The following is a 21,542-nucleotide window of genomic DNA, read 5'->3' on the forward strand; positions in this document are numbered from 1 at the left end:
GTGATTTGGAAAATAGTAAATATATGGTATTTGATAAGTTCATTTATAATTATAATTTTAGTGAAAAAATTAATAAAACAGAACTATTATATAGAATTAAAGCAGAAGATTTACTATTAGGAAGTGGACTAAAAATATTGATAAAAAAAGATAAGCTGCATAATAAAAAATAGAATCGTTATTTTAATAGGGATTCTTTTTTTGTTTTAAAGTTTAAACTTTATAACGATGAATGGTATGAAGATTTGAAAACAAGAAGGAGGTAATATATATGAATTGTATTTTATGTAAGGCCAACTTAGTTCAAGGTAAAGTTAATCATATTGTAGATTTAGATGGACATATTATTATAATTAAAGGTGTTCCAGCAAATGTTTGTAAACAATGTGGTGAATATTTTATTGAAAATGATATAGCATTAAAATTGGAAAAAATAATTGAAGAAGTTATAAAAAATAAGGCTGAAATATTTGTTGTAAATTATTCTGAAATGGCAGCATAGAAGGGTAACTGTGATTTGGGAAAAATAGTAAAAAAACAACGGCACAAGTTACAGCATTAGCATTGTATGAGAAAAGCTGAATAATTAGATTAACTTTTATGGTTAATCTAATTATTCAGCTTTTTTAGTGTGGGGGCTGTACAGAGTGCGTTGGAGACTTACGCCAAGTTAGTCAGGTGAAATTTTTATTCAATTTTGCCATCCAAATAAGCATTCAGGATATTCTGTGGAGCATCGTAGTAAAAGCTGCTGTTGAAGTCCTCAATCTTGTCGCTGACAAAGGAGTTGTAAGCAGCAAGCAGAGCATCAATGACATCCATGTCCTTTTCTTTGGCGATTCCGAGAATAAGTCTTTTATATACCTTACCGATATCCCAGTGGCTCGGAACAGAATACTTAGCAGCAGATACATTGTCAAAAGTTCCTTCTGTAATTCCTGATGATTCAATGAAGTCATCGCTGACACGGTCGATGTTGTCACTGTGGTAAATATCAGCTAAATCATAAATTTTCGCAATAGAGGTTCTGCCCAGTGCATTCACTATGGCAGACCTCTTATTTTTTGTCTTTCTTGCGATATAGTCAATTAGACTGCAGGTAAAAAATAGGTCATTTTCTTTATGGTCTTCACGTCCAGTCATTATTTTGCCACCACCTCGCTTGATATTAATTCCAGATATTTCAGAGCTTCCGAGCCTTGTGAATACTAATCCACTTTTATCACATATAACAGTTATATCTGGAATAACTTCATTAGAATATTCTTCACTTTATTTATCAATTCTCAAAAATTCTTCTTTTATATGGATAAGTTCATGTTCTATTGCTAAATGCTTTTTAACATATTTTTCAATATATTTATCGTATTCAGCTGGAATTGCTATTACAGGTAGATAATACAGATGTTTATAGTCAACAATAATTTCTTGTATATTTAGAAATAATCCTATATATTTTGCAGCATAGATTATATTATTTTTACCAGTATGATTTTCTGTAATAAGTATATATGGAAATTCATCTTTACACATAAATTGTATGTTATCTATGTTATGATATTCAATTAACCTTTGTTCTTTAAAAAATCTTATTTAATAACGGCATATTTTTTTCTTTAATAATTTTAAAATAAATATTTTTATGAGTCATGAAGTTTTACTGATTTTAAAAATCAGTATTACACCTACCTTTCATTATAATTTTTAGACTAGTATATAAATATAATAATATCTTTTTTTGATATTTGCAATATAAATATATTGATTATTTCTAAAATAGATATTAAAATATCTATATATTGATTTAAATTATAGGTAAGAAAGCATGAATTTATAAATAAATTGCTAAAATATTAAACTAAAAAATATGTGATTTAGAGGAGTAAAAATTTAATGATATTGAAAAAGTTTGATAAAAATTATAAATTTGTTTCTGTATTTAATACAGAAAATGGATTCTATATGAGAACGGGAATATTGGATAGTAAAGGGAAAGACACTGGGGTAGAAGTGTTTCAATCTTCTTTTCCTGAATTGATAGATATAGGAATTATGGGACATTGTGTCCATGGAGAATCTGGGTTGTGTTTAGAGACAGGAGTACAATGCTATCAAAAGGGTGGGAATACACATAGCGAAAATATGAGCTTAGAGAACTATATTAGAGTAATAGATGAAATAAAAGGGAAAACATTTCAAGTGGCACTTGGAGGAAGGGGTGATCCTAATAAACATGAAAATTTTAAAGAGATATTAAAATATACAAGAATTAATAATATCATACCCAATTATACTACATCAGGATTTTTATTAGATGAAAAGGAAGTAGAACTAACAAAAAAATATTGTGGTGCAGTTGCAGTTTCTTGGTATTGTAAAGAATATACTATAAAAGCCATAGATATGTTTAAAGTTGCAGGTATGAAGGTTAATATTCATTATGTATTAAATAATGAAAGTATTGAAAGAGCTTTATATATGCTAAATAATAAGGGGTTTCCAAAAGGAATAAATGCAGTTATATTTTTAATGCATAAGCCTGTAGGTTTGGGAAAAGAAGATAATGTTTTAAAGTATGAGGATGCAGTTGTAAGAGACTTTTTTAACATTGTAACATCAAAAAAATATCCTTTTAAAATAGGTTTTGATAGTTGCAGTGTACCAGCACTAATAAATTTCAATAATAATTTCAATGTTTGTAGTGTTGATACCTGTGAAGCAGCTAGATGGTCCATGTATATCACTTCAGATATGAAAGCTTTACCCTGCAGTTTTGATCAAAAATTAAAATACTCCGTAGATTTAAAATATAAAAGTATAGTTAATGCTTGGAATAGCAGTAAATTTGAAAATTTTAGATGCAAGTTAAAAAAAACCTGTCCAGATTGTGAAGAAAGGGATAACTGCATGGGTGGATGTCCATTGTGTAGAAGTATAATATTGTGCAATAGAAAGGAAGTTTATTGATTATGAAAATAAGAATGGATTTTGTTACTAATAGTTCGTCATCAAGTTTTGTTTTAGGGGTAAAAGGTGAGTTGACAAAAGAAAAAATATTAAATATGTTGAATGTACCAGAAAAATCTCCTCTTAGAGAAGTAGCTGAAGAAATTGCAGACAGTATTTATTCGAGTTCAGGGAAGTTTGATTTAAAGCAAATGTTAGAGGACTACGGATGTGAGGATGCCTCTGAATTGCCGGATGTATATAAGAAGGCTATTGGAAACAATAAGTTTGTATTTTATGAAGGTGAAATATACGATGAATCAAATAGTGTGGATAGTTTCTTATGTGATATGGCCTTTGATTATGAAGACGAAAATTTTATATTTTATAAGGAAGGTGGATATTAAAAAAGGATGAATAGACAAGTTGGCTTTTCTATTCATCTATATAGAATTTAACATATACTGCTTTTCCAATAACTTTCAAGTAATCTTCTGCTAGATTTTTTTTAGATAAAACTACGGGATTATATTTATGGTTTTCTGGTAATATAATTAAATTGTCTTTACATTTAATTATTCTTCTTAATAAAACACCTATATTTTTAATATGTATAAGCATTAATTTATTATCTTCTATATAATCCTGTTTATAAATACACACTAAATCATTTTTAAATATACGGGCATTTGACATACTGTCATCTTTTACTTTAAAGAAGAAATAATCTTTGGATAGATCTTCAGATTTATTGATATAGTCATATCCCGCAATATTTTCTGCAACAAATATTGCAGGGGTACTTTTATTAATTTCAAATATAGGAATCTTTGAAAAATCATTGTCTTCAGTTTTTTTTATATTAGTTATGCCAATTAAATAATCTATTGAAACATTAAAATAATTTGACAAAAGCTTTAGTGTTTCAATACTTGGCTGAAGTTTTCCAAGTTCATACTTTGATATGTTTGCCTTAGTGAGATTTAAAAGTGAAGCAATTGTTTCTTGAGTTAAATTGTTTTCTTCCCTAAGTTCTCTAAGTCTTGTTGAAAAATTCATAATTGTATCACTCCCAATTATATTTTATAATAAATACAATAAAAACCATATTTAAATTCCAAAAAAGATATTAAATTATTTATGTTTCTTAAAAAGAAACTGAAAGAGTATCAATTTAGAAAATAAAACTATATGGTAATATTATACAATATGGCGTGGGATAAAAAATTCTGATAAAATAAAGGTGGAAAACATATAATTACAGGTATAAGAACATATGTTTTGGTAAATGCTGATAATAGATAAAAATTCATTGATAAGAAGAGGTGGTTTATGTGGATAAAGAAATATTGGAACTATTAAAGCTAATGAGAAGTGATATAACTTCAATGAAGAGTGATATAGGTTCACTAAAGAGCGATGTGGGTGCATTGAAGAGCGATGTGGGTGCATTGAAGAGCGATGTGGGTGCATTGAAGAGCGATGTGGGTGCATTGAAAAGCGATGTGGGTGCATTGAAAAGTGATGTAGGTGCATTGAAAAGCGATGTGGGTGTATTGAAAAGTGATGTAAGATCACTAAAAAGTGATGTAAGATCACTAAAAAGTGATGTAAGATCACTAAAAAGTGATGTAAGTTCAATGCAAGATGATATAAAAGACTTAAAGACAGGGCAAGATGAAACTAATAAAAGACTTTATAATATAGAGAATAAAATGGATGCAATATATGATCATACTGCAGAACTTACGGAATTTAGAACTGAAACCAAGGATGGTTTAAAAAGTATAAAAGATGATTTGACCAGTGTAGAATTAATAACGGCTAAAAATTATTCGGATATAGTTAAATTAAAAGCAGTAAAATAACATTTGTTAAGATTTAGCTAATTAAAGATTATTTTTATAAAGTATGAACGAAAAAGATAAGTTAAATAAAATATTGAATTAAATAGTGAAGGCTTATTAAAGTGCACCTTTTTGAAATTATTGACAGAATCGACCCAGCTGTTGAATTTATTTTTACTTGAAATATCATGAGTTTTTCTATAGAATACTAAAAAACGCTGTCCAATTAGCATATTTTTTATGCTAATTGGACAGCCCAAATTTCATACTTTACAGCTATATGTTAATGTAAAAATTTCAAGCTTATAGTTCACTTAAATAGTTTTCATTACACTCCTATATATTATTATCTTTTTCTATAAAATGTAAAAGTAATTCTGTACGTTCTCTTTGCTTTTTTTCTAGAGTTTCTTTTGTCCAGTTATAAAATCCATTTCCGGTTTTGCTGCCTAAGTTTCCTTCTTCTACCTTTTCTTTCATTAATTTAGAAGGTTCTTTATAATCGCATAAATCTTGAAATAAATAAGCTGATATACTTTGGAATATATCTAATCCACCTAGATCAGCACTGCTTAATGGTCCTGTAACTGGAAGTCTTCTTCCATGTCCATATTCCATAGCCTTATCCACTTCTTCGGGTTTTGCCCAGCCTTGTTCAACTATATACATCGCCTCACGAAGAAGGGCAAGCTGTAGTCTATTTCCTATAAAACCAAGGCACTCTTTTTCCATGCAGACAGCTTTTTTGCCTATGAATTCAATTAATTCCTTAGTTTTTAAAATTGTATCTTTTGAAGTTTTTGCACCGGGTACTATTTCTACCAAGGGAATTAATTGAGGGGGATTCCAAAAATGAGTTACAACAATTCTCTCTGGATGCTTTGTATTTTCAGCTATTTCTGTAGGGCTAAGTCCTGAAGTATTTGTAGCAAGAATAACCTGGGGGTTGCAGAGCAAATCTAATTTTTGAAAGAATTCTTTTTTCACCTTTAAGTCTTCAGCCAAAGATTCTATTATAAAATCAGCATCTTTAGCTGCTTCTTCTATAGTTTTTACCCCTTTGATTTTATTTAATATGTTATGACAATCATTTTTATTTAGATCACCTTCTGCTTCTAATCTGTTTAAATCAGCCTTTATTGAATTAAAGCCTCTTTCCAAACTTGCATCTGATCTTCCGTACATAACTACATTTAAACCAGCTAGCGCAGAAAATAACGCTATACCATGTCCCATGGTTCCAGTACCTAGTACCGATATATTTTTGATATCCATTGTATCACTCCTCGTTTTCTTATTATATCATTTACATGAAGTATATATTTAAGTTCCAATTAAAAAAGTTCCCATTATAATTATCCCAGTATAAAATAAATCTATTATACAAAATCCCATTATATCTTTTGCCCCAAGTCCAGCTATAGCTAAAGCAGGTAAAGCCCAGAAGGGTTGTATCATACAAGCCCACGCGTCACCCCAGGATATTGCCATTGCTGCGGTACTTGGGCTAATTCCTAAATTTGCAGCTGCAGGCATAATTATAGGAGCTTGAAGTGCCCATTCTCCTCCACCGGAAGGAATAAATATGGTACAAAAAGCAGTACTCAATATGGCAAATAGAGGGAAAGTAGTTGGAGTTGCAATACTTATAAGTCCTGAAGCAATAGTTTTTCCAAGTGAAATCCCCACAGCATTAGTACCTATCATCATTCCCATTATTCCAGCATAAAATGGAAATTGAACAATTATACCCGTTGTAGCTTTAACTCCTGAAGATGCTGCATTGAGAAATTTTCTTGGAGTTTTATGAAGCAGTATGCTTAAAAATAGAAATGTAAAATTAACTACATTCAAATCTAATTTAAATCCATTAGTTACAAAATAGTAAAGGGTATATATAATTCCCATCAAGCCAATAATTGTTGAAATTATAAAACTATTTTCCAATCTTTCTGCCGGGGTCCTTTCTTTTTTATTATCAATTGAAGCTTTAGCAGGTATTTTATCTTCCAATTTTTTAGGATCCACTATGAATACGTTGTCATCTTTGGGGTGCATAAACCAATTTATAATAGGCATTGTAAGTAAAATTACTATTACTATAAATAAATTATAAGGGCTAAATAAAGTTTGGCTAGTGGGTATAGCAGCCTTTATAATTCCGGCACTTACTGTTGTTACATCTTTACCTCCTGCGGCAATAGTAAGTGGTATTGACCCTGATAATCCTCCATGCCATACTACAAATCCAGAATAAGCAGAGGCAATTAAAAGTCTATAGTCAACTTTTTTAACTTTTTTAGCTATTTCTTTTGCAAGTATTGCTCCAAGAATCAGTCCAAACCCCCAATTTATCCAACAGGCTACACCTGATACGAAGGTGGTTACTATTATTGCCTGGCAGGGTGTTTTGGGAATAGATGCTATCTTTCTAATGCCTTTATTTACTATAGGAGTATTTGCCAGTGTATGACCTGTAACTACTATCAAAGCCATTTGCATTGAGAATGACAATAATCCCCAAAATCCTGAGTTCCAATGTATAAGCATGGCAAGAGGGGTTTGTTTAGTAACTATAATTCCCGATATAAATACTATTACTGTAAGTATGCATGCAAATAGAAAGGGGTCTGGTAAATATTTTTGTACCAGCGTAACAAGTGTATTTGTGATTTTTTTAAACATAAATTTTCACGTCCTCTCTGTTACAAATTATAAAAATATATACAGCAATTTATGTACCATTTTAATAATCACAGATCTTTGTTTTAGATAGAGTTTTTTGTTAGAAGTACTTAAGTTTACTAATAGAGCTGTTGTTATTGTTATTTTCCATACTTAGAAGTAGTTGTCCTTTAGGATAAATATTTATTTAAAATATTATTGTGTAAAAAATAGATATCAATAATGTATAAAAAATATGCACTATTGATATCCATTACTTGTTCAATTGGCACTAATACATTATAAATTTACAAGTGCATATTAAATTTATATGTATACTTTTTATACAATGGTAACAGTGACTTGGAAGAAATAGTAGTTGTTTTTTTGAATATATTAAAGGGTAAGCAGTCTTTGGAAAAATACAGTATATAAATAGAATTTTTAAAGGATTTATAGCTTTTGAGTAGAATAATATTTAGTGGAATAAAATTATAAATTGGAGTCTTAAATATTATATTATTTGGATATAGTTATCCTAAAAAGAAAGCAGAGGTAATCATTATGAATAAAAAAGAATTAGCTGACTTACGAAAAGAATTTAAATTAAACAGCTATATGATGTCTATAAAAGAAATATATAGTATATATTTAAAAAAAGATAATAATGAAATCATAAAAAAAGAGCTTAGTTATTTTGATATGTTAGAAATTGAAATAAAGGAACTCTATTTGAATAATTTTAAAAAGGTTCTTACTGGAACTATAGATACAAAAATATTTGAATTGGATTTTAACAGTGAAAACTTAGAAGAAAGTACACAAAAGGTATTATATAAGGCATTGAATTCAGAAGAAAGGGTAGCAGAATATGCTGATAAAATAGTAGAAAAAATATCTGAAAACTATACATATGACACAGATATAGTAATAAATTTTGTAAAAGCTGAGTACTATAAGGGAAGTAAAAAAAGAAGAGAAGAGATAGATGAATCAGCAGCAGATTCTGTACAAGCTATCCAGTTTATTTTATGCAGTATAAATAAAGTAGATATCCCTAAAAGAGTTTTGAAATTTGACTATGAAGAAAGAACTTTTAAACCTAATTCTGCCTTGGATACTACAATAAATTTAAATTCACCTTTAGATGGATTTATGTTTCCCAGCTTTAGTGATGGAAATATGGATGTAAATAAAGTTGTATACTATTCTTCAAAATCAAAACAATTGAATTTGAAATTTGTGGAAGAGGTTTTAAATTGTAGTACAAAACAGACTGCTGTAGAAGAAAAAGAGAGATTTAATGCTATATTGAATGATGTAATTGGTGATAAAATAAAAGCTGATGCTATGCAGGAGATTTATGAAAAAATCAATGAAAAATTGGAGGATAATATAGATGAAGAAGAGCCCACTGTTAATATGACAGAAATAAAGAGAGTTTTAGAAGACAGTGGAGTAGACAATACTGAAATTTTAGAAAGTTCCTTTGAAGAAATCTGTGGAGGAGATTACGATTTTAAGGTGAAAAATATAATTCCAGACTTTAGAAGCAAATCTATAAAAATTGAAAATGAGGATACTAGTATAAGTATTAATCCAAGAGATTTAAGCTCAGTTAAACAATTTATTGATAAAAATGGCACTAGATGTCTTGTAATTGAATTAAGTGATGATGTAGAGATAAATGGATTTAAGTTGGAAATGGAAGGCGAGGATAGCAGTAAACTCATCCCCTTTGCAAAGGCACAGGACTCAGAAGTTGTGAATAATATTCAAAGAGCTTAGAATGTCTTGGTATTGATGAATTTGTTTTAAAAAGCACATATAATACAAAAATAAGAGGCCCAAGGGTTTACTCGCCTTGGTGCACCAAAAGAGTCTAATGAATTTATTATCCATAGGCTCTTTTAATTTTATATAAAAATATTCTCATAAATATTTTTGTTAATTAAATCTTTAAAAATACGTTTTTATATTCTAAGGGAGTCATATTATTTTGATCTTTGAAAAGTTTAATAAAATAACTAGGATTTTGAAATCCAACCCTTAGGCAAACTTCCAGCACAGATAAATCTTCTGATTGAAGATATTTATTAGCACGGTTAATTCTATAGTTATTAATATATTCAATAGGTGTTTTATTAACCATAGCTTTGAAAAAACGACAAAAATATTGAGGGTTCATACCAACTACCTTAGCTAATTCTGTTATATATATTCTTTCAGTGAAATTTTCATGGATATACGCAATAGCTTTTTTTACTTGTTCCATTTTGTAACCCAAATTTTTTAAGTTATGGGTCATAGTAATAAATAAATCTTCACCTGCCAAAATAGATAATATTTTATATAGACAAGCTTTTACATTTAAATACCATCCAGGTTTTCTTACTTTATTAACTTCTAAAATCTCAAGAAATAATTTTAGTATCTCCTGTCCATAGGGTTTATCTGTACATATGACTTGTGGAAGTAGTAAAGTATGATTTAATAAAGGGTGAATAAAGTGGCTTTGGCTATGGTCAAAATATTCAAAGCTTAATATGTCAGGTGAAAAAACTAAAGCATGATGGATTGAGGAGGTTCTTCCTATGCTGTAGATTTGATGCAGCTCCTGACTGTTGATACAAAAAAATTGATTTTTATATACTCGTTTAGTTATGGTATTTATGGTCATCTCCATGGATCCTTCTTCGACATAAATCAGTTCAATTTCTTCATGCCAATGATAGGGTACAGTTAAACCTCCATGTTCATAGTATTGATTATAGATGTACAGGGGTAACTGAGCTGTTCCATGTTTTGTAAAGTCTTTAAGTTTATTTAAATTTTTCATAATAACCACCTTTATAATGTCAAAATCCTTTTATTAATTCTCAAAATTGAGTGAGAATTTGAGAAAAATATTCTATATAATTAAATTATAGTTGAAAACGATTAAATTATCAATTTATATTAATGATACCGATTTCAGGTATTTGCTAATATCAATGACTCTTATTTAGTTGGAGTTTGTACTTCAACCAAGTTTAGATGAATTATCCAGGAATCTGGAGCTGTTATCGGATAAAACTATACAAAGAAATTATATTTCCTTAATGAAGAGTGGAGGGTGCAATATGGAGAAAAAATGGTGGCATAATAAGGCAGTTTATCAAATCTATCCAAGAAGTTTTTTTGACAGTAATGGAGATGGTATAGGGGATTTAAAAGGTATTATGGAAAAACTTGAATACCTAAAAAAATTAGGTGTTCATATTATTTGGATGTGTCCTATAAATAAATCACCCAATGACGACAATGGTTACGATATTAGTGATTATTATGACATTATGGATGAGTTTGGAACTATGAAGGATATGGAGTTGCTAATAGAAGCATGTAAAAATTATGGTATTTCTATTATTATGGATTTGGTTTTAAATCACAGTTCAGATGAACATAAATGGTTTATTGAAGCTAAATCTTCAAGAGAAAGTCCATATAGAGACTTTTATATCTGGAGAGATTCTATTAATGGTAAAGTACCAAATGAATTAAAAGCATTTTTTGGAGGTAGTGCATGGGAATTTGATGAGGAATCTGGTCAGTATTATCTGCACTCTTTTAGCAAAAAGCAGCCTGATTTGAACTGGGAAAATTCTAGGATGCGTGGTGAACTGTATGATATGATTAATTTTTGGATTGATAAAGGAATCAAGGGTTTTAGACTGGATGCAATTGATAATATAAGTAAAGATCTAGAAAAGAAAATTATGAATTCAGGACCTAAAATTCATGAATATTTAAAGAAAATGAATGAAAATACCTTCGGTAAGCATAACCAATTAGTTACAGTTGGAGAAACTGGAGGAGCTACACCTGAGCTTGCAAAGCTTTACACAGATCCTGAACGTCATGAATTAGATATGATTTTTCAATTTGAGTTAATGGGAATTGATGGGGTACGTTCTGGAGATTGGATACAAAAAGAGTATTCATTGATAGATTTAAAAAATATTATGACAAAATGGCAGACAGAATTAAATGAAATAGGATGGAACAGTCTATTTTGGGGTAATCATGACTACCCAAGGGTAGTATCTAGATTTGGAGATCACAGTGAGGACTATCGTATATTAAGTGCAAAAATGCTGGCAACTATGCTACATGGAATGAAGGGTATTCCCTATATCTATCAGGGAGAAGAAATTGGTATGACGAATATAAAGTTTACAAACATAGAAGATTATAGAGATGTAGAAACAAAAAATTTTTATAAGAGAAAGATAGATGAAGGATGTTCTATGGATGAAATTATGTCATACATCTATAGAAACAGCAGAGATAATGCCAGAACACCTATGCAATGGGATGACACGGAGCATGGAGGCTTTACCAAAGGAGTGCCATGGATAAAGGAGAATTCCAATTATACTACTATTAATGTGAAACAATGTTTAGAAGATAAAAACTCTATTTTTTACCATTACCAAAAGCTTCTTAAACTTAGACAGGAAAAAGAAGTTTTTGTATATGGAAGTTATGAATTAATTTATCCGGAGCATCCACAAGTATTTGCCTATAGGAGGACTCTAGAAAAAGAGAAGATACTGGTTATCTGCAATTTTTATGGAACAGAAACTATAATTAATATAAAGACAAATGATAAGCCAAAACTTTTAATCAGTAATTATCGTGATACCAATATAAATATTGATAACTTACATTTGCGACCTTATGAAGCAGTAATATATCAAATGGAGGGAGGAGAAAAAGAATGAAGTATATAAAAAGAATCTGTAGTCTATTTATGATTTTTATACTATTGAGCTTCTTATTAATAGGATGTGGCAGTGAAAGTAAAGCAGATAAAAAGACCACAATAGAATTTTTCGCTTTTAAACCAGAAGCTGTAAACATTCTCAAAGAACTTGGTGAAAAATTTGAAAAAGAAAATCCTGATATAAAGGTATATGTAAATACCCCTAATGATGCCTATTCTCTGTTAAAAGCACGAATAGTAAAGGGAGATGTGCCTGATATAGTTGGTCTGGGTGCAGAGCAATATTATGTGGATTATGCAAAAGCTGGAGTTTTTATAGATTTAACAGACTCTCAAGTGATGAAAAAGGTTAAACCAGCTTATGGCAAAATGCTTGCAGATCTTGAGGGAGAATCAGGACGTGTACATGCAGTTCCCTATGCGGCAAATGTAACTGGAGTTATCTACAATAAAGATTTATTTAATCAAATGGAGCTAAAGATTCCTAAGACCTGGGCGGAATTAGAGGAGGTATGTAAGACTATTCAGAAGCTAGGAAAGACGCCTTTTTATATGGGATATAAGGATGATTGGACCATTAATTGTGCTTGGAATCCATTAGCTGGAAATTTTACGGATTCAGATTTTTATACACAGGTGACAGAGGGTAAAAAATCTTTTTCAAAAGCCTATGAAGAACCTTTAAAACGTTTGCAGGAACTTGTCCAATTTAGCCAGGGAGATGTCTTTTCTTATGGTTATAACAATGCTACAGTAGGTTTTGCAAAAGGAGAATTTGTTATGTATATTCAAGGGAACTGGGCTATTCCTATGATTAAAAAAACTAATCCTAATATTAATATAGGTATGTTTCCAATGCCTGTAATGGACAATGAAAAAGAAAATAGATTATGTTCCAGTATTGACGTAATGTTTTCTATTACCAAGAATTCTAAGCATCCAAAGGAAGCAATGAAATTTTTGGAATTTCTAATGGAGCAGGAAAATGTGAATGACTATATGAAAGATCAATATGGAATACCAGCAGTTGAATATGATTTTAATTATCCCAGTGAAATGGATGGAATAGTAAAGGATTTTCAGAGCGGAAATGTAGTGGCATCACCACAGGCCTTTTATCCTTCTGAAATGAGTGTTCAAACTTTGTTACAAACCTATTTATTAGATAAAGACAAAGAAAAATTATTTTCTCAAATGGATGCTTATTGGAAAGAAGCACATATGAACTAAGAAGGGGTGAGAAATTTGAAAAATAGAAATAAAATCTTTATGGCAATGACTTTACCAATGGTAATGCTGTTCTTTTGCTTTCATACCTTACCATTATTTTCTGGCTTCTTTTACAGTCTTACAAACTCCAAGGGATTTGGTGATTTTGATTTTATAGGATTAAAAAATTATATACATTTATTTTCTAATACTAAGGTAATAAATGCATACGGATTTACTTTTAAATTTGCTGTAGTTACAACAATATTGGTGAATATTATAAGTATGATTTTGGCTCTGGCTTTAAATGCAAAAATAAAATTTAAAAGTGCATTACGGGGACTTTATTTTATGCCAAATATTCTTGGTGGATTGATTGTAGGATATATATTTAACTTTATATTTACATTTGTTATTCCCGCTATTGGCAAGTCCATTGCTTCAGGATCTTTAAGTACTAGCATTCTTGGAAACCCAAGCATTGCATGGATTGGCATTGTGATTTGTGTGGCATGGCAGGCTATAGCATTTAATACTATTATTTATATTTCTGGTTTACAGACAATTCCACAGGATGTTTATGAAGCAAGTTCTATAGATGGAGCAGGAAATTGGAAAACCTTTTGGAAGATTACATTTCCTTTGGTAGCACCATTCTTCACTATTAATATGGTATTATGTATGCGTAATTTCCTTATGGTATTTGATCAGATTATGTCTTTGACGGCAGGAGGACCAGCAGGATCTACTACATCTATATCCATGCTTATTTATAAAAATGGATTGACTGGTAACCAGTTTGGATTTCAAAGTGCAAATTCAGTAATTTACTTTTTAGTTATTGTAGGAATTTCTGTATTCCAGATGAAAGTTTTGAATAAGAGGGAGGTGCAGTTATGATAAATGTTAAAAAAGGAGAAGTTAAAACTGATAAAAGGAATTGGCCTATTACCATTATGCTTATGCTCACCAGCATACTTATATTGATTCCTATATATATGGCAGTTATGATTGCTTTTAAGCAGCCTTCTGAAATGAGCAACGATATTGCTGGTGCTTTTAAATTTCCATCAAAATTTAGTTTCTCAAATTTTATTGAAGCAATACAGGTAACTGATTTTTTCCACACTGCAGGCAACTCATTGGTTATTACCATATTTAGTGTTATTGCAGTAGTTTTGATTAGTTCTATGGTATCTTTTGCTATTGCAAGAAATATGGAACGTAAGAAGATTTATAAATTCTTTTATTTATATTTTGTAAGTGCAATGTTTGTACCATTTTCTATGTTGATGCTGCCTCTAGTAAAACAAATGGCTTTTTTACATTTGGATAATAAGATTGGCATTATATTTCTCTATGTTATATTTAATACACCTATAAATACTTTGCTTTATGTAGGGTACCTAAAAAACGTTCCAGTGAGCTTGGAAGAAGCGGCCTATGTAGATGGAGCTAACACATGGACCTTATTTTGGAAAATAATATTTCCTATGATGAAGCCTATGCATGCAACTGTTGCTGTACTTACTGCGTTAGCAGCCTGGAATGACGTTCTATTGCCTCTGGTATTATTAAGTGGAGGAGATGGTAAGGATATTACATTACCCTTAGCTCAGATGATGTTCCAGTCACAATTTGGTACCAATTATAATCTGGCATTTGCTTCTTATATTCTGGCATTACTGCCAATGCTTATTTTCTATTTAGTTGAACAGAAACAAGTTATAAATGGTGTGATGAATGGAGCTGTAAAAGGGTAATTGTGACCTGAGAAAAACAGTAGTTAATCCTGCTTTGAGGATTTCTTGAAAAAGTTCATTTTCTTCTACGGTGAAACAATAAGGGGTAGAATCTTTTTTCTCATTAATATTTTTGATAATATGTCTAAAGACTTATGAAAAAACTTCGATAAATATAAATAATTAAGATAACATTTAGATGGAGTTGATAAAATGAGATTAAGTCATAACTTAGCATCATTAAATATATATTATGCATATACTAAAAATATTAATAATCAAAGTATAGCTCTTAATAGATTGACTTCTGGGAAAAAAGTCAATAGTTCCTTAGATGATCCAGATGCATTATCTAAAAGTGAAAAGCTGAATATGCAGATAAGAGGACTTCAGGCAGGAGCAAGAAATTCTCAGGATGGAGTTAGTATGCTTCAAACTGCAGAAGGAGGTCTAAGTAATATAAGTGATGATCTTCAGAGAATAAGAGAACTTGTGGTGTCTTCTGGAAATGGAACCCTTACGGATAATGATAAAAAAAATATTCAAATGGAAATAGATCAGCTGAAGCAGAACATTAATGAAATAGCTAATAATACTGAATTTAATGGAGTTAAATTATTAAGTGCCAATTCAACTGATGGAAGTTATTATAATAATAGTAATCCTACATCTAATATAGCGGCGTCTGTAAGTGGAGATGTGGGTGATACTGTAACAATACCAAGATTTAATATAACTACAGCTATGCAGGATTCAAATGGTAACACTTTAGAAAATTTGGACATAACTAAAGAAAATTCTGTAGATGAAAATTTAAATTCGATAGATTCTGCAATAAAAGATGCAATACATGCCAGAAGTGTATATGGTGGTTTAGAAAATAGATTTAATACTACTTATAATAATACCAATGAAATATCTGACAAGCTTGAAGAGACAGGTAGTGATTTAAGTGATGCAGATATAGCTTCCGAGATTATGGAATATTCAAAGTCTGGAATTTTAATTAGTGCAGGTATAGCTATGATGGCACAGACAAACAAATTTCCACAGGATATATTAAATATATTAAGTAGAATTAAATAAAAGGAAAGTATAGCTTATTATAAAAGCTATCTTACAATGAATAATAATGTTGTAAGATAGTTTTTTTATTTAGTATTACTAATATTTGAAATAAATTTTCCGGTTTTATTTTATTAAATAATTGACAATCTAATTTTAACTTATAATAATTGTTAATTTATGTATTAATGAGGTCTTATTGGTTAAATATTTAATAAATATGTAAATAAATTATATATTTTATAAATTTAAAAAAAATATATATAAAGCTATAAATTTAGTTGCAATAAATGAAATATAATCAATAAAATGGTATAAAAACGTTTAAATGTTAAATTATTTGTAAAGTTTTGTTTATTTATAGATAAAATTTAATAATTTTATAGAATAATTGAAAAAAGTTTACTATAATTATAGTAGACTTTTAAATTTTAAATTTAATAATATTAATATTTAGTTATAAAATGTAAATGACAATATAAAAAAACTATTGAATAACTTTTATTGTATTATTAATTAATATAATTTATTATATAATTAGAAATTTTATTTAATAAGTTTTAATAAATTAAGTAGAATAAAACACATATACTTTATTGCAATATGTACATAAATACAGAAGAACTTACAGTTAGGGGATGATATTTTGACAGTTAATAATATTTCGGGGCAGCAAATTACATATGATTTAATAAAAAAATCTTTAGATGCATCTAGTACTAGAGCTGATGTTATATCCAATAATATAGCTAATATAAATACAGCTGGGTATAAGAGAAGGTATGTTACCTTTGAAGATACTCTTAAGCAGAGTTTGGATAATATAACTATGAAGAAAGACAATTCATTACATATGGATGATGGAAATAGTTTTGGTGCTATCAGTGTCAAAGAAGATTCCAGCAGCAGTATGAAGGTGGATGGAAATAATGTAGATATTGATTCCGAAATGGCAAATCAGGCACAGAATACTCTAATGTATCAAGCGTTAACAAGTCAGGCAAGCAGCAGAATATCTATGAGAAGATATGTAATAACTGGAGGAGGTAATTAGTAGTGGGAGCTTTTACGGGTTTAAATATCAGTTCTAGTGGTCTTTCTGCAGAGAGACTCAGAATGGATACAATTTCATCTAATATAGCTAATGCAGATACTACAAGGACAGAAACTGGGGAGCCTTATAGAAGGAAGATAGCTGTATTTCAGGAGAATCTGGATAGAGAACTAAATTCAGTTACAGGTCAGTATGAAACCAAATTAAAGGGTGTAAAGGCTGTGCAAATTGTAAATGATAATTCATCTCTTAGACAAGTTTATGATCCAAGTAATCCAGATGCAAATGCTGAAGGATATGTTTCAATGCCAAATGTAAATATACTGAATGAGATGGCTGATCTCATTTCCTCTACAAGGGCATATGAAGCCAATGTAAGCGCTATTAATGCACAAAAAAGTATGTTTTCTTCTGCATTACAAATAGGAAGGTAAAGGTGATTGATTAATGAATATAAGCGGGTTTATTCCAGTAGATACTTTAACTAAATTAAATAGTATGACAGGAACAAATAATACATATAAATTGGACAGTATAGTAGGAAATGATGAAGATAAAAGCACTGATAATGATACTGCTATAGATTTTTCTTCTATATTAAAGGACAAATTGAATGAAGTAAATGATAAACAGGTAAGTGCAGATAATATGACTAATCAATTTATAGCTGGTGATGATGTAGATGTACATCAAGTTATGCTTTCAACTCAGGAGGCTCAAATGTCTCTCCAATTAGCTGTACAGATTAGAAATAAAATTGTAGAGTCCTATCAGGAATTAAACAGAATGCAAGTGTAATGTAGGGAGTGCATGATATGAACAGGCTTTCAGAGATTGTTGGCAAAATTAAGGATAAATGGCTTAGTTTAAGTAAAATTAAAAAAATAGTAATTGGTATTTTGCTTGTAGCAATAATAGCTTCTATAACGGTATTTGCAGCATTATCCAGCAGGACTAAATATGGAGTGCTCTTTTCAAATATGGATGCTACAGATTCGGCGGCCATTATAAATAAATTAAAATCAGACAAAGTGGAATATAAGGTAGATTCAAGTACTAACACTATTTATGTTCCAGAAAGTAAAGTGGATGATTTGAGATTACAGTATGCTACTTCTGTAAAAGGTGGAAGTGTGGGCTTTGAATTGTTTGATAACAGCAGTCAGCTGGGGATGACAGATCAGCAGTTTAATGTACAATATCAAAGAGCACTACAAGGAGAACTGGAAAGAACCATTAAGGGTTTCTCTCAAGTGGACAATGCCAATGTGCAGATAGTTATGCCGGATAATTCAGTGTTTGTAAGGGACGGATCTCCTGCCAAGGCCTCCGTATTTTTAAAGATGAAACCAGGACAGACCTTATCTAAAAATCAAGTAAAAGCAATTGTATCTCTGGTATCTGGGGCTGTTAAAAATTTGTCTCCTAATGATGTACAGGTAGTAGACGATAATATGACTTTGTTAAGTAATGACTTAAATAGTGACAGCAGTCAAGATGTATCTAATGCTACAGCTGCAAGAAATGATATTGAAAGTAAGACAGAAAAGAGTATTCAGCAAAAGATACTGGATCAGCTTGAGGCGGTTTATGGCAAGGACAAGGTTAAAGTTCAAGTAAATGCAGATATGAATTTTGATTCAAATGAACAGACAACTAAAAATATAAGTAATCCAACAGTAATAAGTGAACATCAGGAAAGAGATACTAGTACTGGAGGAGCTGCAGCTGCTGGAACAAGTCCTACGGATAATAACGTCAATGCTAATCAGATAGCTAATAATAATAATGGTAGTTCAACCCATGATGAAACTACAAGAAATTATGATACAAATACTACTGAGACTAAAACTGTAACAGCTCCAGGAAATATAAATAGATTAACGGTTTCTGTTGTAGTGGATGAAGCACAAATAAGCCCACAAGAACAGGCTTCTGTAAATAATATAGTAAGTCAGGCAGCTGGGATAAATCCTCAAAGAGGAGACACTATAAGTGTTGAGGGAATGAACTTTGACAATACTATTCAGCAGAATGCTCAAAGGGCTATTGATCAGATGAATCAACAGGAAGAGCAGCAGCAGAGAAGAAGATTGTATATAGCTATTGGTATAGGAGCAGCAGCAGCTATAGCAGCCATTGTTACTGGATTAGTTATTCTCATTAGAAGAAGAAGAGCAAGAAAGGCATTAGAAGAAGAGGAAGACGAAGAAGAACTTAATGGCCTTGATACTGTAATTGATGATACCATAGAGCCAAAGGAACAGATTTTTGCTCCAATAGAATTTGAACAGGAAGATGAAAAATCTCATGTGGAAAAAGAAGTTAAGAAATATGCTAGTACTAAACCAGATCAGGTTGCAGATGTGGTTAAAGCTTGGCTTACAGAGAATGAGAGGTGATAATATATGGCTGATAAAAAGCTTACAGGAGTACAAAAAGCAGCTATATTATTTATAACTTTAGGGCCGGAAACATCTGCTGGTATAATAAAAAAGCTGCCTGAAAGGGAAATACAGAAAATTACCTATGAAATTGCAAATATGACTTCTGTAAAAAAAGAGCAGAGGCAGGAAGTACTGGCAGAGTTTATAGAGATGAATAGGGCAAAGGATTATTTGATAGAGGGAGGACTAGACTACGCAAGAGATTTACTTTCAAAGGCCCTTGGCAGTCAAAGAGCAAAAGAAATACTGGATAAAGTTGTAGAAGCTACAGAACAGTATAGACCTTTTTCCATTGCAAGAAAGGCAGATGCTCATCAATTGTTAAATGTAATAAACAATGAGCATCCTCAGACCATAGCTCTTATACTTTGCTATTTACAATCAGATAAGGCAGGACAGATACTTTCATCTCTTTCAGAAGAGCTTCAAGGTGAAGTAGCCTATAGAATTGCCACTATGAGTAATACTTCTCCCATGGTAATTAAAGAGATTGAGAATGTACTAAACAATAAACTGTCTTCTGTAGTAAGGTCTGATGTAACTACTCTTGGTGGCGTAGAAACTATAGTTGATATTCTTAATCAAGTGGATAGAACAACAGAAAAGAATATCACTGAAGAACTTGAAAAAGAAGATCAGGAATTGGCAGAAAGAGTCAAACAGTCTATGTTTGTATTTGAGGATATTGTTACCATGGATGATGTATCCATACAGAGAGTTCTTAGAGAACTTGATAATAAAGATGTGGCATTGGCTCTTAAGGGATGCTCAGAGGAAGTGGCAAATTGTATTTTCAGAAATCAATCAAAGAGAGCTGCTACTGCATTAAAAGAAGATATAGAATTTCTTGGACCAGTTAGGCTTGTTGATGTAGAAAAAGCACAACAGAAAATCGTGGCTATAATAAGAAGGCTTGAAGATGCTGGTGAAATAGTAGTTGCAAGAGGTGGTGAAGATGCTATTATCGTCTAATGTTATTAAAAATACTAAGGTAATTAATCAGGGGAAAAAGGAAATAGTTACAGATGTAAATATTGAAATAAAGCAGCAATCACTAGAAGAAATTAAGGATATTCTAAAAAATAATAGTGATAATAGTATAGAGAAGTTTGATAAAATTGCACAGTCTATTATAGATACTGCTAGGTCTGAGGCAGATAAAATAAAGGTTCAGGCCATTAGTGATGCTGAAACTATCAAGACTGAAACTTACAATAAGGCCTATGAAGAAGGGAAACAGTCAGGATATAATGATGCCTATAATGAAACTGTAATTAAGGGAAGGGCAGAAGCTGACGATATAATAAATACTGCAAAGAAAGATTCTTCAGAAATTGTTGCTTCTGCTAAAGCGGAGTATGAAAAATATCTTTTAGATAAAAGAGTTGATATAAAAAAACTGGCTATTTCCATAGCTGAGCATATTTTAAAAAGAGAAATTAGAGAAGAAGATGGCATTGATGAAATGATTTATGATGCTGTAAATGAATCAAAAAATAGTACTCTTATAATAATAAAATGTAGTAAACTTCACACTGCTTCACTTACAGAAGCAGTGGAGCTATGGAAAAAGCAGATACCTTTAAAGGGAGAAATATTTGTTATAGAAGACAATAGTGTAAGTGATGGAAGCACCATTATTGAAAAAGATAATGGCAAGATAGAAATTGGCATAGACATAGGCCTGGAAAATATAAAAGAAGAGGTTATGAAATAATATAAGTATGTTTAATATAGAGACTTGTATTATTAAATTATAGTTGTATAATAATTATTATCAACAGAAATTTATTATCGATA

General features: G+C 30.5%; 23 protein-coding genes. 17 read left to right on the forward strand and 6 right to left on the reverse strand.

From position 1 onward, the window contains the following. Positions 1–5 precede the first annotated feature (5 nt). Positions 6–173, forward strand: coding sequence for a hypothetical protein (locus CLPA_RS21140; RefSeq protein WP_155760365.1), 168 nt, complete (start codon positions 6–8; stop codon positions 171–173). 98 nt (positions 174–271) lie between these two features. Beyond that, a complete protein-coding gene (locus tag CLPA_RS08725) occupies positions 272–502 on the forward strand; it encodes a type II toxin-antitoxin system MqsA family antitoxin (RefSeq protein WP_003443947.1) in 231 nt (76 codons plus the stop codon). A gap of 185 nt (positions 503–687) precedes the next feature. On the opposite strand, the gene CLPA_RS08730 is transcribed toward CLPA_RS08725, so the two are convergent. Beyond that, positions 688–1,143 (reverse strand): hypothetical protein, encoded by a 456-nt coding sequence (locus tag CLPA_RS08730; protein WP_003443950.1) that lies wholly within the window; start codon positions 1,141–1,143, stop codon positions 688–690. 129 nt (positions 1,144–1,272) lie between these two features. Beyond that, the gene (locus CLPA_RS08735) at positions 1,273–1,533 is read right to left on the reverse strand and encodes a hypothetical protein (RefSeq protein WP_003443955.1); all 261 of its coding nucleotides are present in this window, start codon (positions 1,531–1,533) and stop codon (positions 1,273–1,275) included. 360 nt (positions 1,534–1,893) lie between these two features. Here CLPA_RS08735 and CLPA_RS08740 point away from each other — a divergent pair, with 360 nt between their 5' ends. Continuing rightward, a complete protein-coding gene (locus CLPA_RS08740; RefSeq protein ID WP_003443958.1) occupies positions 1,894–2,967 on the forward strand; it encodes a radical SAM protein in 1,074 nt (357 codons plus the stop codon). 2 nt (positions 2,968–2,969) lie between these two features. Then, positions 2,970–3,353, forward strand: coding sequence for a hypothetical protein (locus CLPA_RS08745; protein WP_003443961.1), 384 nt, complete (start codon positions 2,970–2,972; stop codon positions 3,351–3,353). Positions 3,354–3,381: 28 nt separating this feature from the next. On the opposite strand, the gene CLPA_RS08750 is transcribed toward CLPA_RS08745, so the two are convergent. Continuing rightward, the gene (locus CLPA_RS08750; protein WP_003443964.1) at positions 3,382–4,005 is read right to left on the reverse strand and encodes a helix-turn-helix domain-containing protein; all 624 of its coding nucleotides are present in this window, start codon (positions 4,003–4,005) and stop codon (positions 3,382–3,384) included. 275 nt (positions 4,006–4,280) lie between these two features. Here CLPA_RS08750 and CLPA_RS21690 point away from each other — a divergent pair, with 275 nt between their 5' ends. Then, entirely contained in the window at positions 4,281–4,814 is a 534-nt protein-coding gene (locus tag CLPA_RS21690; RefSeq protein WP_003443967.1) for a hypothetical protein, read from the forward strand. Positions 4,815–5,129: 315 nt separating this feature from the next. Here the strand turns inward: CLPA_RS21690 and CLPA_RS08760 are convergent, their stop codons facing one another. After that, positions 5,130–6,068, reverse strand: coding sequence for a 3-hydroxyacyl-CoA dehydrogenase family protein (locus tag CLPA_RS08760; protein WP_003443969.1), 939 nt, complete (start codon positions 6,066–6,068; stop codon positions 5,130–5,132). A 48-nt stretch (positions 6,069–6,116) separates the two neighbouring features. Continuing rightward, entirely contained in the window at positions 6,117–7,478 is a 1,362-nt protein-coding gene (locus tag CLPA_RS08765) for a short-chain fatty acid transporter (protein ID WP_003443971.1), read from the reverse strand. Between the two features lie 543 nt (positions 7,479–8,021). On the opposite strand from CLPA_RS08765, the gene CLPA_RS08770 reads away from it, so the two are divergent. Next, positions 8,022–9,245: a DUF4317 domain-containing protein gene (locus tag CLPA_RS08770; RefSeq protein ID WP_003443974.1), complete on the forward strand. Its 1,224-nt coding sequence runs from the start codon at positions 8,022–8,024 to the stop codon at positions 9,243–9,245. Between the two features lie 163 nt (positions 9,246–9,408). Here the strand turns inward: CLPA_RS08770 and CLPA_RS08775 are convergent, their stop codons facing one another. Continuing rightward, positions 9,409–10,296 carry a helix-turn-helix domain-containing protein gene (locus CLPA_RS08775; RefSeq protein WP_003443976.1) on the reverse strand — a complete coding sequence of 296 codons (888 nt, stop codon included), beginning with the start codon at positions 10,294–10,296 and terminating at the stop codon, positions 9,409–9,411. A gap of 283 nt (positions 10,297–10,579) precedes the next feature. Here CLPA_RS08775 and CLPA_RS08780 point away from each other — a divergent pair, with 283 nt between their 5' ends. The 11 genes from CLPA_RS08780 to CLPA_RS08830 all read left to right on the forward strand — a co-directional run bounded on the left by CLPA_RS08780 (position 10,580) and on the right by CLPA_RS08830 (position 21,459). Next, entirely contained in the window at positions 10,580–12,223 is a 1,644-nt protein-coding gene (locus CLPA_RS08780; protein WP_003443978.1) for a glycoside hydrolase family 13 protein, read from the forward strand. Next, entirely contained in the window at positions 12,220–13,455 is a 1,236-nt protein-coding gene (locus tag CLPA_RS08785; RefSeq protein ID WP_003443980.1) for an ABC transporter substrate-binding protein, read from the forward strand. Before CLPA_RS08780 ends, CLPA_RS08785 begins: the two co-directional genes overlap by 4 nt. A 15-nt stretch (positions 13,456–13,470) precedes the next feature. Next, positions 13,471–14,334 carry a carbohydrate ABC transporter permease gene (locus tag CLPA_RS08790; protein ID WP_003443982.1) on the forward strand — a complete coding sequence of 288 codons (864 nt, stop codon included), beginning with the start codon at positions 13,471–13,473 and terminating at the stop codon, positions 14,332–14,334. Next, a complete protein-coding gene (locus CLPA_RS08795; RefSeq protein WP_003443984.1) occupies positions 14,331–15,197 on the forward strand; it encodes a carbohydrate ABC transporter permease in 867 nt (288 codons plus the stop codon). The genes CLPA_RS08790 and CLPA_RS08795 overlap by 4 nt, the downstream gene beginning before the upstream one ends. Positions 15,198–15,389: 192 nt before the next feature. After that, the gene (locus CLPA_RS08800) at positions 15,390–16,262 is read left to right on the forward strand and encodes a flagellin (RefSeq protein WP_003443986.1); all 873 of its coding nucleotides are present in this window, start codon (positions 15,390–15,392) and stop codon (positions 16,260–16,262) included. Between the two features lie 625 nt (positions 16,263–16,887). Then, positions 16,888–17,295, forward strand: a complete 408-nt coding sequence (gene flgB, locus CLPA_RS08805; protein WP_003443988.1) for a flagellar basal body rod protein FlgB — start codon at positions 16,888–16,890, stop codon at positions 17,293–17,295. A gap of 2 nt (positions 17,296–17,297) precedes the next feature. Continuing rightward, positions 17,298–17,729, forward strand: a complete 432-nt coding sequence (gene flgC / locus CLPA_RS08810) for a flagellar basal body rod protein FlgC (protein ID WP_003443990.1) — start codon at positions 17,298–17,300, stop codon at positions 17,727–17,729. Positions 17,730–17,742: 13 nt separating this feature from the next. Beyond that, complete coding sequence (gene fliE, locus CLPA_RS08815) at positions 17,743–18,093, forward strand: flagellar hook-basal body complex protein FliE (RefSeq protein WP_003443992.1); 351 nt, start codon at positions 17,743–17,745, stop codon at positions 18,091–18,093. Positions 18,094–18,110: 17 nt separating this feature from the next. Then, the gene (fliF, locus tag CLPA_RS08820) at positions 18,111–19,697 is read left to right on the forward strand and encodes a flagellar basal-body MS-ring/collar protein FliF (protein ID WP_003443994.1); all 1,587 of its coding nucleotides are present in this window, start codon (positions 18,111–18,113) and stop codon (positions 19,695–19,697) included. Positions 19,698–19,703: 6 nt separating this feature from the next. Then, positions 19,704–20,714: a flagellar motor switch protein FliG gene (gene fliG, locus CLPA_RS08825; RefSeq protein ID WP_003443996.1), complete on the forward strand. Its 1,011-nt coding sequence runs from the start codon at positions 19,704–19,706 to the stop codon at positions 20,712–20,714. Further along, positions 20,698–21,459, forward strand: a complete 762-nt coding sequence (locus tag CLPA_RS08830; protein ID WP_003443998.1) for a FliH/SctL family protein — start codon at positions 20,698–20,700, stop codon at positions 21,457–21,459. Before fliG ends, CLPA_RS08830 begins: the two co-directional genes overlap by 17 nt. Positions 21,460–21,542 lie beyond the last annotated feature (83 nt).

The organism is Clostridium pasteurianum DSM 525 = ATCC 6013 (assembly GCF_000807255.1).
In the GTDB taxonomy this organism is placed as follows: domain Bacteria; phylum Bacillota; class Clostridia; order Clostridiales; family Clostridiaceae; genus Clostridium_I; species Clostridium_I pasteurianum.